This window comes from Streptomyces sp. NBC_01363 (assembly GCF_026340595.1).
Classification (GTDB): domain Bacteria; phylum Actinomycetota; class Actinomycetes; order Streptomycetales; family Streptomycetaceae; genus Streptomyces.
In genome coordinates this window covers 3,593,030-3,604,376 of the sequence record NZ_JAPEPF010000001.1, presented here as the reverse complement: position 1 = coordinate 3,604,376, position 11,347 = coordinate 3,593,030, and the positions used below count along the sequence as shown (strand labels likewise).

Sequence of the window (11,347 nt, the reverse complement as noted above, 5' to 3'; positions counted from 1 at the left end):
CACCGGTCGCAGTCGTGAGTGTGGGCGCGGTCTGCGTCCCGCCACCGGGCGCGGGCGCGGGACGGCTCCGGTAGCTGTGCCGGCCCGGCCGACCGGCCGCCTTCGCCCCGCAGCGTGCGTTCATGCGGGCGGACCCGGGGCTCCCTCGGGTCTGTCCGCGCGAAGACACGCATGCACGCCCTCGTGGAAGGCCCGCCCGTGAAGAAGTCAGGCCGACGGCCACCTGCCATGGCCTGTCCCGGGCACACGTGAGGGGCGGCCGCGAAGACGCGGCCGCCCCTCACCCAAGTGTGTTCGAGGGTCTACTGACCCTGCTCGTCGCGGCGGCGCTGCCACCGCTGCTCGATGCGGTTCATCACGGTCCGGCGTTGCCTGGGCCGGCTGCGCTCGCCGCCGCCTCCGGCTGCCGGATGCTCGCCCGGCTTGGGCGCCTTGCGCCAACCAGTGACCGCAAGGACCGCGCAGCCCAGCATGACGAGAAAACCCACCACGCTGATCCAGATCTGCTGGGCGACCATTCCGGCCATGAGGAGCGCGATACCCACCAGGAAGCCTGCGACCGCCTGGTAGACCCGTCGCCGGGTGTACGTACGCAGCCCGCTTCCCTCGAGCGCTGTCGCGAACTTGGGATCTTCGGCGTACAGCGCTCGCTCCATTTGCTCGAGCATTCGCTGCTCGTGCTCCGAGAGCGGCACGGAGTCCTCCTCGTCGTCGGCCGCGGGGGGCGGCCGGTATGCGGCCCTTCCAGGATAGGCAGGGAATCGCCCCCGTGAAACCCGCCTTCTTGCCCATCAGCCAGTCCGGGCCGCCACGACGGCTCAGCTGCTGAGGCGTTGATTCCCCAACCTCCGATCCGTCATGCCGGATGGTGTCCCCCGATCATACGGGGCGAAGCCCCCGATCGGGGGGCCTGGTGCGTACTCCGTCTGCCGCTGCGTCGCTGATCAGCCGCGCTGCGGCCGAGCAACCGCAGGACCGGACCGCGCTCAGGCGCGCTTCGTGCCCAGAACGTGCAGCTGCGTCGCGACCGAGTGGAAGGCGGGCAGTTCGGCCGCGGCGGACTCCAGCTTGAGCAGGGCCTCCATGGCACCGGGCTCCGTGTCCACCAGGACGCCCGGCACGAGGTCGGCGAAGACCCGTACACCGTGGACCGCCCCGACCTCGACGTCGGCCCCGGAGACCAGCTCGGTGAGCTGCTCCGCGGTGTAGCGCCGGGGCACCGGGTCGCCTTCGCCCCAGCGGCCCGCCGGGTCGCTGAGCGCCTGCCGGGCCTCGGTGAAGTGACCGGCGAGCGCCCGCGCCAGGACGGCACCGCCGAGCCCGGCGGCGAGCAGGCTGAGCGCACCGGACGGCCGGAGCGCCTCCACCGCGTTGCGCACGCCCTCGGCGGGGTCGTCGACGTACTCCAGGACGCCGTGGCACAGCACCGCGTCGTACCCCCCGCGCTCGACCACCTCGAACAGGCCGTGGATGTCGCCCTGGACACCGCGGACCCGGTCGGCGACCCCGGCCTCGGCCGCGCGGCGCTCCAGCGCGAAGAGCGCGTTGGGGCTGGGGTCGACGACGGTGACACGGTGGCCGAGACGAGCGACCGGCACCGCGAAGTTGCCGGTGCCGCCGCCGGTGTCCAGGACATCCAGGGCGTCCCTGCCGGTCGCCTTCACCCGGCGGTCGAGGGCGTCCTTGAGGACCTCCCAGACCACGGCGGTACGGAGGGAGGCGCGGGGGCGCAGCTGGTCCGACACGGCAGATGACTCCTCGGCACGGTGCCGCCTCTGACGGCGGAGCGTGAACAGTGCAGGTGGTACGAGCGATGCCCACCCTATTGCCTCGCGCCGCCGCCGCCCTCATCCCGCGTCGGGCCGCTCCCTCCTGGCCTGCGGGAGCACCGGCTGGAGGACCAGCAACCGCTCGACCAGGCGCAGGAACATCGCCGCGTCACGCAGCAGGTCGTCGGCGTCCCGCCGGCTGGCCGCACCTGGTATCCCGGCTTCCGCACGGGCCCTGCGGCGGGCGCCGGAGGCGAACAGCGCGCTCCATTCGGTCAGCTCGGGGGCTATTTCGGGCAGGACCTCCCAGGCGCTGCGGATGCGCTCCCGGCGCCGCTTGGACGTCTCCGGGCGGCCCCGTGCGGCGAGCACCGCGGCCGCGGTGCGCAGCGCTGCGAGGTGGGCGGTGGCATACCGCTCGTTCGGCACATCGAGAACGGCGGCCTCGTCGAGGCCGGTGCGGGCCTGGGCGAGCAGATCGAGGGCGGCGGGCGGCGCCGTGGTGCGGCGCGGAACGGGGTGGACATCGCTTGCCGGGCCGGTCAGTGAGGGGGCAGGGCCGTCTGCGCGGCGCCGGGGTGCGGCTGCTGCGGACGAGTGGGCCATGACGAAACCTCCTGTCTCGTGTAACGGCTCCGTGGCCGTATGTATCCATCGTGAGGGGCACCACTGACAATCGACCCGAACCCCTCTCCGACCTGCGCTTTTGCTTCGTTCGCAAGTTCGGGCTACCTTTTTGAACTGACTGGTCAGTTCAAAACAAGGGGGAGGACCTGTGGACAGCCCGCACGGGGCATCCGTCACCGCCGAGAATTTCGGCCTCAAGGGGCCGCGCGGCTGGGCCTTCCGAGGCCTGGGTGTCGATGCCGGACCCGGTTCGCTGGTGGCGATCGAGGGCCCGTCCGGCTCGGGCCGCACCTGCCTGCTGCTCGCTCTCACCGGCCGGATGCGCCCCAGCGAGGGCCACGCGAAGATCGGCGGGCTGCGTCTGCCGCGCAAGATGGCCGCCGTACGCCGCATCGCCGCACTGGGCCCGGTCCCCGGGGTCAGCGAGCTCGACCCGGCCTTCACCGTCGCCGAGCACCTGCGCGAGCGGGCCCTGCTGCAGCGCCGCTTCGACGGTTCGCTGCGCGCCCTGCTGCGCCCGCGCGCCGAGCGGGTCGCCACCGCCCGGGAACGGATCGACGCGGCGCTGGACGCCGCCGGACTCGACCCGGACACCCTGCCCAAGGCCGGGCGGACCTCCGTACGGGATCTGGAGCGGCTGGAGGCGCTGCGGCTCTCCATCGCCCTCGCGCTGATCGGCGGCCCCCGGCTGCTCGCGGTGGACGACACCGATCTCAAGCTCTCCGACGCCGAACGTGCCGAGGCCTGGGAGCTGTTGCGGTCCATCGCGGACAACGGAACGACCGTGCTCGCCGTCTGCAGTCAGGCGCCCGAGGACGCGATCACCCTGCGTACGGACAGCGCGGACAGCACGAACGACGCGGACGGCACGGACGGCGCGACCGCGGAGACCGCCGAGACCGCGACCGGGGAAACCACGACCGAGGAAGGAACGGCCGATGCGTTCGCCGAGACTGGCCGCGCTTGAGCTCAAGCGTTTCGGCAGGGGAAAGCTGCCGCGCGCCGCACTGGTCGCGCTGCTGCTCCTGCCGCTGCTGTACGGCGCCCTGTACCTGTGGTCCTTCTGGGACCCGTACGGCCGCCTCGACAAGATCCCCGTCGCGCTGGTCAACAACGACAAGGGCGCCACCGCGTCGGGCAAGCGCATCGCGGCCGGCGACGAGATCACCGGCAAGCTCCTCGACTCCAAGGTCTTCGACTGGCACGAGGTGAGTTCCGCCGAGGCCGACAAGGGTGTCGAGGACGGGACGTATTACCTCTCGCTCACCATGCCGTCGGACTTCAGCCAGCGGATCGCGTCCAGTTCGGGCGACTCCCCCGAGACAGGCGCTCTCCAGGTGCGGACCAACGACGCCAACAACTACATCGTCGGGCAGATCTCCCGGACGGTGTTCTCCGAGGTGCGCACCGCCGCGTCGACCAACGCCTCGCGCGGCTTCTACGACCGGATCTTCATCAACTTCTCCGACCTCCACGACGCGACGGCGAAGGCCGCCAAGGGAGCCGACGATCTCAAGGGCGGCATCGGCAGGGCCAAGAAGGGATCGCAGGATCTCGCGGACGGCCTGAAGGACGCCAAGGACGGCAGCGGCAGGCTGGCCGGCGGGATCGTCAAACTGAACAAGGGCGCGGACGACCTCGAAACCGGTTCCCGGCAGGTGGCCGACGGCACTCAGCAGCTCGCCGACAAGGTGAACGGAGTGGCGGCCGACGTCCGCCCGTTCCTCAAGGACAACGGCAAGTCGATCGGCGACACCGCCCGGCTGGTCTCCGACTCCTCGAAGACCGTGCGGGACAACCTCGATCTGCTGGTGAAGGCGGCGCCCACCGCGGCCACCGCCGCCCACACGGCCTCCGACGACCTGGCCGAGATCTACCGCACCAGTTGCACGGACGAGCCGGTGCCCGACTCCACCGTCTGCCCGCCGCTGAAGCGCGCCAAGACCGCGGCGGCCGACGTCGCCGCTGTCGCCGACGATGTGAACGTGCTGGTCACGAACCAGAACGGTGATCTGAAGAAGCTGCGCACCCAGCTGACCACGCTTCAGCGGCAGGCCGATGACCTGGCGGAGCGTGCGCCGCATCTGGACGAGGACCTGAAGTCCGCCGTCAAGAAGGTCAACGCGCTCAACACCGGAGCCCACAAGGTCGCGAAGGGAGCCGACGATCTGCACACCGGCCTGGCCACCGCCAGGACCGGCTCCGCCGACCTGGACACCGGCGTGAGCGATCTCAAGAAGGGCGCGACCAACCTGGACAGCGGGCTGATCCGGCTCGGCGACGGCTCGGCCACCCTCGCCCAGGGGCTCAACGACGGCGTCGGCCAGATCCCCGACTACGACAAGAAGGACCGCGATGCCCGTACGGGAGTCATGGCCGACCCGGTGCAGCTGGCCTCCCAGTCGCTGCACGCGGCCCCCAACTACGGCACCGGTTTCGCGCCCTACTTCATCCCGCTCTCCCTCTGGGTCGGCGCGATGGTGGCCTACATGCTGATCCAGCCGCTCAACCGGCGCGCGCTCGCCGCCGGGGCCTCCGCCTGGCGGATCGCCTTCGCGGGCTGGCTGCCGGTGGCCGCGATCGGTCTGCTCCAGGTGGCCGCCCTGATGTCCGTACTGCACTGGGGGCTCGGTCTGCAGATGGCCCGCGCCGCCGGAACGGTCGGCTTCCTGGCGCTGGTGACCTGCTGCTTCGCGGCGATCGTGCAGTGGCTGAACGCCCGGTTCGGAGCCGCGGGACGGATCCTCGTACTGGCCGTGCTGATGCTCCAGCTGACCTCGGCCGGGGGAACGTATCCCGTCCAGACCAGCCCCGGATTCTTCAACGCGATCCACCCCTACCTGCCGATGAGCTACATCGTCGAGGGGCTGCGCCGGCTGATCACGGGCGGCGGCCTGGGCCCGGTCTGGCAGGGCAGCGCGGTGCTGCTGGCCTTCACGGCGGGGGCGCTCGCCCTGACCGCGGTCGCCGCACGCCGCAAGCAGGTGTGGACCCTGGACCGGCTCCACCCGGAGCTGAGCCTGTGAGCACGCCGGAACCTGTGAGAATCGGGGGCATGGAAAGCAGTAGCACCACGCGTCGCCGGGCCACCCGGCAGAAGCTCTACGAAGCGGCCGTGACCCTCATCGCCGAGAAGGGCTTCTCGGCGACCACGGTGGACGAGATCGCCGAGCGCGCCGGGGTCGCCAAGGGCACGGTCTACTACAACTTCAAGAGCAAGACCGAGCTCTTCGAGGAGCTGCTGCGCCACGGCGTCGGACTGCTCACGGCCTCGCTGCGCTCCGCGGCCGAGGAGACCGAGGAGCGCGGCGGCACCCGGGTCGAGGCCCTGGACGCGATGATCCGGGCCGGTCTGGTCTTCATCGACCGCTATCCGGCCTTCACCCAGCTGTACGTCGCGGAGCTGTGGCGCACCAACCGTGCCTGGCAGGGGACCCTCCTGGTGGTACGTCAGGAAGCCGTCGCGGTGGTGGAGGGGGTACTGCGCGAGGGTGTGGGCAACGGCGAGCTGAGCGAGGAGATCGACATCCCGCTGACGGCCGCCGCGCTGGTCGGCATGGTGCTGGTGGCGGCCCTGGACTGGCAGGCGTTCCAGCCGGAGCGTTCGATCGACGATGTGCACTCGGCACTGTCGCTGCTCCTGCACGGGCGGGTCAGCGGGCGCTGATCCGCCCGGCCGGGTGCGCGGCAGCACGGAAAGACGCCGGTCCGGTGAGGCTCGATCCCCCCGAGCCTGCGCCGGACCGGCGTCTTCCGTACTGCCGGAGAGCCTTCCCCCGTGACCTTCGTTCCCCCGTGGTCCCCGGGCCCTCCTTCGTGCTCCCCCGTTCCGGAGGGAACGCCGCGACCGTTCCGCCGCCCCGTGCCGGCGGTGCCGGAGCCGCGCCCTCTCCGTGCGTTCCACTCTCCCGTCCGCACGGGTGGGAACCCATCCGCGCATCTACTCATCTCGTCGCCTAGGTACGGATACTCAGAGCTGCGCGCCGAACCCATCCCGGGCGTTGCGCCATCTGGCCTACGATCTCGTCCGTGTCCGTACTTCCCTTGGTGTTCACGAGCGGCTGGGCGAGCGGGATCAACGCCTACGCGGTGGTCCTGCTGCTCGGTGTCTTCGGCACGACCGGTCTGACCGACGAGGTGCCCGCGTCGCTGCAACGCACCGATGTCCTCGTGGTGGCCGGCGTTCTCTTCCTGTGCGAGGTGGTGGCCGACAAGATCCCGTACGTGGACTCGGTCTGGGACTCGGTGCACACCGTCATCAGGCCGGTCGCCGGTGCCGTCGTGGCCGCGCTGCTGGCCGGCGAGAGCGGTTCGCTGCCGCAGCTCGCCGCCGCGGCGGTGGGCGGTTCCACCGCGCTGATGAGCCACCTGGTGAAGGCGGGCACCAGAATGGCCGTCAACTCCTCCCCCGAGCCGTTCAGCAATGTCGCCGTGAGCATCGCGGAGGACCTGGGCGTCGCCGGGATCGTCACCTTCGCGATATTCCATCCGGTGGTGGCCGCGGTCATCGCGGGGACACTGTTGCTGCTGGGCATCGTGATACTGGCCTTCCTGGCCTCGAGAATCCGTCGGTATCTGCGCCGCAGGGCTCAGCGGCGGGAGGAGAAACGCCTGGCCGGGAAGGGTTCGCACTGGCCGCCGGACTGACTGTCGGTGGTGGCCGTTAAGGTCACTGACATGGCACGTATTGCGGTGATCGGCGCCGGGATGGGCGCGATGGCGGCGGCCGCCCGGCTCGCCGTGGCAGGCCACCGGGTGACGGTGTACGAGCGGTCGGAGACCTTCGGCGGTTCGGTCGGCCGGCATGCCCATGAGGGCTTCGCCTTCGACACCGGTCCGACGCTGCTGCATCTGCCCGCCGTCTACCGCGACTTGTTCGTGAAGACCGGCAAGGAGCCGCTGGAGCGGTGCGTCACCATGACCCAGGTCGATCCGGCGAGCCGTCATCTGTTCGCCGACGGCACGGCGGTCTCGCTGCCGAACGCCTCACGGGCCGGGGTCGTCTCCGCGCTGGACGGCGCGCTCGGTGGCGGCGTCGGCGCGGCCTGGGGCGAGTTCCTGGACCGGGCACGCGATGCCTGGGACCGGTCCCGGCGTCCGCTCCTGGAGGAGCCGTTGCGCCCCGACTGGCAGGTGCTCGGCCGTGATCCGTATCCGGCGCTCCGCCGGCGCCGCCTGCTGCGCTCCGCCCAACAGGCGGGCACGGTCGCGGAGGTCGGCGCGTGGGAGCTGGCGGACCCCCGGCTGGCCGCGCTCCTCGACGGGTACGCCCTGTCGTACGGGCTCGATCCGCTGCGCGCCCCGGCGGCGGCCGCCCTGCTGCCGTACATGGAGGAGACGTTCGGCAGCTGGTACGTCGCCGGTGGGATGCGGGCCCTGGCACAGGCGGTGTACGAGCGGTGCCTGGCGCGGAAGGTGGAGTTCGTCTTCGGCGCCGAGGTGGCCCGGGTCGTCGAGAAGGACGGCCGGGCGGCGGGCGTCGAGCTGATGGACGGCACGGTCGCCGAGGCCGGCCATGTGGTGCTGGGGGCCCGGCCGTGGCCGGGGCTGGTGCCCGGTCAGGAGCTGTGGCAGGACGGCGACGTGGCGGTGCGGCCCCGGTCCGGAGAAGAGGTGGTGCCGGGCCGGTTCCTGGTTCTGCTCTCGTTGCGCGGCGCCCGGCCCGCGGATGCCGTGCACCGGACGCTGGTGCATCCCGAGGACGGCGCGGCGGAGCGCGCGGCGGTGTTCGACGGAAGGCTCGCCGAGCGCCCCACGGTGACGGTGCTGCGCCCGGACGACCCGTCGACCCGCCCCGACGACGCGCACGAGGCGGTGACGCTGATGGCGACGGTCGCCCCGCACGGGGCGGTGGACTGGATGGACCCGGCGGTGCGCGAGCGGTGCGCCGATGCGCTGATCGAGGCGGCGGCCGCGGCCGTGCCCGGGATACGGGAGCGGCTGCTCCATGCCGAGGTGCGGACACCGGCCGAGACCGCTGCCGACACCGGCGCCGAGGGCGGTTCGGTGCCCGCGCCCGCGCTGGCCGGGGCGGGCGGCGCGTATCTGCACCCGGGCAATCGCACCCGGCTGCCGGGGCTCTACGCAGCGGGCGGCTGGGCACACCCGGGCGGCGGTCTCGCCCACGCGGGCATGTCGGGAGCGCTGGTCGCCGGGCTGATCGTGGAGGGTGACGGCTTCCGCGGCTCGCAGTGACCGGGAGAGCCGTCTGCCGGGCCCGCCGGCGATCGGGCCGCCCGCCCGTCGTCAGTAGCGGTACTGCTGCTCGTCGTAGCCGTTGCCGTTGTTGTAGCCGTTCGGGAACGGGGCGGGCTGCGCGGGCTGTTCCGGCGGTGTGACCGGGTACTGCTCCCCCTCGCGCTGCTGAGGCACCCAGACACCGCCCGGCGGGGTCTCGGGAGCGTACTGCTGGGCGTACGGGTCGGGGTCGTGCTGCTGCTGGCCACCGAAGCTGTCGTAGCCGTTGCCGTAGCTGTCGTACGCCTCGTACTGCGCGGGACCGCCGGTGGTGCCGGTCCCGATGTACGGGTCGGAGTACGCGGCGTACTGCTGCCGCTCGGCGCCGTAGTCGTACTGCCCGGCGAGCGGGTCCTGACCGGCGTACGGCTCCTGGCCCTCCGCCCCGTACGCGGCGGAGGCAGGGGCGGGGGCGGTGTACGGGTCGTACGCGGCGTACTGCGGCTGGGGCTGCCCCTCCTGGCCCGGCCCCTGCTGCGACCGGTGGTGGTCGGAGTAGACGCCGTACTGCCCGGTGTCGTCCGGCAGCGGTTCGGGTTCGTAGACCGCGGCCACCGGAGCCTCGGCGTCCGCGCGCTGCGGGGCCTGGCCGTCGTACGCCGTCTCCACGTCCGACACCTGGAGCGTGGGCCCGCGGCCCTCCCGATCGCCGCCGCCCCGGCGACGACGGCTCGCGCCGGGCCTGCCCCCTATGGCCCAGCCGGTGGAGAAGCCGCGCCGGAAGGAGAGCGTGACGTATGTCTGGCCGGTCGCGAAGGCGATCGTGCCGAGGACGATGACGAACACCGACGGGATCAGCACGCCGACGACCACGCAGCCGAAGCCTCCGAAGGCGAGCAGTCTCCAGCGAAGGCGCGCCTTGTACTGCAGGAGCACCTCGCCGAGCAGCCACAGCGCGACTATTCCGAACGCGATGTAGAGGACCGTCCAGCCCATGCCCGCCCCCTTCTACGGCCACCGCCCCGGGTCGCGGCGGGTACGGCCGGTCACGACTGCTTGTGCAGTCCGAGATTTTCGTAGATTTCGAGCGTCGCCGTCGAGTTGTTGAGCGTAATGAAGTGCAATCCGGGCACACCCTCGGATCGCAGCCTCGCGCAGAACTGCGTTGCGAAGTCGATGCCAATGGAGCGTACAGCGGCGGGATCGTCCTTGGCGGCGAGGATGCGTTCTTTCAGGGACGAGGGGAAAGACGCGTTGCTGAGCTGCGCAAACCTGTCCAGCTGTTTGACGCTGGTCAGCGGCATGACCTCGGGGATGATCGGGGTTTCGCAACCCGCAGCGACCACACGGTCACGCATACGCAAATAGTCCTCCGGATTGAAGAACATCTGGGTGATCGCATAGTCGGCACCGGCGCGGCACTTGTCCACGAAATGCCGGATGTCGGTGTCCCAGTCGGTCGAGCGCGGGTGCATCTCGGGAAATGCCGCGACGCCGACGCAGAAATCGCCGGATTCCTTGATGAGCCGGACGAGATCGGCCGCGTACCGCACGCCCTGCGGGTGCTCGATCCACTCGCCCATCGGGTCGCCCGGCGGGTCTCCGCGCACGGCGAGGATGTTCCGGATCCCGGCGTCCGCGTACTGCCCGATCATGTTGCGCAGCTCGGCGACGGAGTGGTTGACCGCCGTGAGGTGGGCGACCGGAGTGAGGGTGGAATCGGCCGCGATCTGCTCGGTGGCCTTCACCGTCCCGGCCCGGGTGGAGCCACCGGCCCCGTAGGTCACGGAGACGAAACTCGGCCGCACCGCCTCGACCCGGCGCAGCGCGTTCCAGAGGTTCCGCTCGCCCTTCTCGGTCTTGGGCGCCCAGAACTCGAACGAGTACGAGGTCTTGCCGGTCGCAAGGAGCTCACGCACCGTGCGTGCGTGATCTGTCCTGGTGGATGGTGTGCCAAGGGCCATACGGGCAGGTTAACCAGAGCACGACGACCGAAGGACCGGACCAGCGTGAATTGCCCGAATTGACTGGTTGTTTGTCCATCCTTCGGACACTTGGCCTGATCACGCCGTGGCGCGCGCCCGGATCCTCCCGGCCAGCTCGGCGGTGGCGGCGGCCGGGTCGGTGGCCTCGGTGATCGCCCGTACGACGACGACCCGGCGGGCTCCGGCGTCCAGCACCTCGTCGAGATTGCCGGCGTCGATCCCGCCGATGGCGAACCAGGGGCGCGACTGGTCGAGCGAGGCGGCGTACCGCACCAGGTCCAGGCCCGGGGCGTGCCGACCGGGCTTGGTCGGGGTGGGCCAGCAGGGGCCGGTGCAGAAGTAGTCCACGCCGGGCTCGGCGACGGCCGCGTCGACCTCGGACCCGGCGTGCGTGGAGCGGCCGATCAGCACGTCCTCTCCGAGGACGGCTCGGGCGGCGGACACCGGCAGGTCGCCCTGGCCGAGGTGCAGCACGTCGGAGCCGATGGCATGGGCGACATCGGCCCGGTCGTTCACCGCGAGGAGCTTGCCGTGGCGCCGGCACGCCTCGGCGAGGACGGCCAGGTGGTCGAGCTCCTCGGCCGCCTCCATGCCCTTGTCGCGGAGCTGGACGATGTCCACCCCGGAGGCGAGGACGGCGTCGAGGAACTCGGGGAGGTCGCCCTGGCGCCTGCGGGCGTCCGTGCACAGATAGAGCCGGGCATCGGACAGCAGCGCGCGAGGCGTCGGCATGGTGCGGTTCCCCCCTGGGAGAGCATCGTGGAGCGGTTGTCGCCGGGCGGTGCGGGG

At 71.5% G+C, this 11,347-nt stretch carries 11 protein-coding genes; 5 read left to right on the top strand and 6 right to left on the bottom strand.

Annotated features, from left to right (window positions below; translation table 11 throughout):
• Positions 1 to 302 precede the first annotated feature (302 nt).
• The 3 genes from OG611_RS16605 to OG611_RS16595 form a co-directional block, all read right to left on the bottom strand.
• The gene (locus OG611_RS16605; protein ID WP_266420430.1) at positions 303 to 695 is read right to left on the bottom strand and encodes a DUF3040 domain-containing protein; all 393 of its coding nucleotides are present in this window, start codon (positions 693 to 695) and stop codon (positions 303 to 305) included.
• 291 nt (positions 696 to 986) lie between these two features.
• A complete protein-coding gene (locus OG611_RS16600; protein WP_266420428.1) occupies positions 987 to 1,745 on the bottom strand; it encodes a bifunctional 2-polyprenyl-6-hydroxyphenol methylase/3-demethylubiquinol 3-O-methyltransferase UbiG in 759 nt (252 codons plus the stop codon).
• 102 nt (positions 1,746 to 1,847) lie between these two features.
• Complete coding sequence (locus OG611_RS16595; RefSeq protein ID WP_266420425.1) at positions 1,848 to 2,375, bottom strand: SAV_6107 family HEPN domain-containing protein; 528 nt, start codon at positions 2,373 to 2,375, stop codon at positions 1,848 to 1,850.
• A 169-nt stretch (positions 2,376 to 2,544) separates the two neighbouring features.
• On the opposite strand from OG611_RS16595, the gene OG611_RS16590 reads away from it, so the two are divergent.
• From OG611_RS16590 to OG611_RS16570, 5 genes are all read left to right on the top strand, one after another.
• Entirely contained in the window at positions 2,545 to 3,363 is an 819-nt protein-coding gene (locus OG611_RS16590) for an ATP-binding cassette domain-containing protein (RefSeq protein ID WP_266420422.1), read from the top strand.
• Positions 3,335 to 5,422 carry a YhgE/Pip domain-containing protein gene (locus OG611_RS16585; protein WP_266420419.1) on the top strand — a complete coding sequence of 696 codons (2,088 nt, stop codon included), beginning with the start codon at positions 3,335 to 3,337 and terminating at the stop codon, positions 5,420 to 5,422. The genes OG611_RS16590 and OG611_RS16585 overlap by 29 nt, the downstream gene beginning before the upstream one ends.
• Positions 5,423 to 5,451: 29 nt before the next feature.
• A complete protein-coding gene (locus OG611_RS16580) occupies positions 5,452 to 6,063 on the top strand; it encodes a TetR/AcrR family transcriptional regulator (protein WP_266420416.1) in 612 nt (203 codons plus the stop codon).
• Positions 6,064 to 6,425: 362 nt separating this feature from the next.
• Positions 6,426 to 7,043, top strand: coding sequence for a DUF4126 domain-containing protein (locus tag OG611_RS16575; RefSeq protein ID WP_266420413.1), 618 nt, complete (start codon positions 6,426 to 6,428; stop codon positions 7,041 to 7,043).
• 30 nt (positions 7,044 to 7,073) lie between these two features.
• Positions 7,074 to 8,591: an NAD(P)/FAD-dependent oxidoreductase gene (locus OG611_RS16570; RefSeq protein ID WP_266420411.1), complete on the top strand. Its 1,518-nt coding sequence runs from the start codon at positions 7,074 to 7,076 to the stop codon at positions 8,589 to 8,591.
• A gap of 51 nt (positions 8,592 to 8,642) precedes the next feature.
• On the opposite strand, the gene OG611_RS16565 is transcribed toward OG611_RS16570, so the two are convergent.
• The 3 genes from OG611_RS16565 to thiE form a co-directional block, all read right to left on the bottom strand.
• A complete protein-coding gene (locus tag OG611_RS16565) occupies positions 8,643 to 9,569 on the bottom strand; it encodes a hypothetical protein (RefSeq protein WP_266420408.1) in 927 nt (308 codons plus the stop codon).
• Positions 9,570 to 9,619: 50 nt separating this feature from the next.
• A complete protein-coding gene (metF, locus tag OG611_RS16560) occupies positions 9,620 to 10,537 on the bottom strand; it encodes a methylenetetrahydrofolate reductase [NAD(P)H] (RefSeq protein ID WP_266420405.1) in 918 nt (305 codons plus the stop codon).
• 99 nt (positions 10,538 to 10,636) lie between these two features.
• Positions 10,637 to 11,290 (bottom strand): thiamine phosphate synthase, encoded by a 654-nt coding sequence (thiE, locus tag OG611_RS16555; protein ID WP_266420403.1) that lies wholly within the window; start codon positions 11,288 to 11,290, stop codon positions 10,637 to 10,639.
• Between the last annotated feature and the right edge of the window lie 57 nt (positions 11,291 to 11,347).

Coding starts and splice junctions, on each gene's coding strand:
- metF (WP_266420405.1), bottom strand. CDS start 10,537: ATGGCCCTTGGCACACCATCCACCAGGACAGATCACGCACGCACGGTG.
- OG611_RS16580 (WP_266420416.1), top strand. CDS start 5,452: ATGGAAAGCAGTAGCACCACGCGTCGCCGGGCCACCCGGCAGAAGCTC.
- OG611_RS16585 (WP_266420419.1), top strand. CDS start 3,335: ATGCGTTCGCCGAGACTGGCCGCGCTTGAGCTCAAGCGTTTCGGCAGG.
- OG611_RS16565 (WP_266420408.1), bottom strand. CDS start 9,569: ATGGGCTGGACGGTCCTCTACATCGCGTTCGGAATAGTCGCGCTGTGG.
- OG611_RS16595 (WP_266420425.1), bottom strand. CDS start 2,375: ATGGCCCACTCGTCCGCAGCAGCCGCACCCCGGCGCCGCGCAGACGGC.
- OG611_RS16570 (WP_266420411.1), top strand. CDS start 7,074: ATGGCACGTATTGCGGTGATCGGCGCCGGGATGGGCGCGATGGCGGCG.
- thiE (WP_266420403.1), bottom strand. CDS start 11,290: ATGCCGACGCCTCGCGCGCTGCTGTCCGATGCCCGGCTCTATCTGTGC.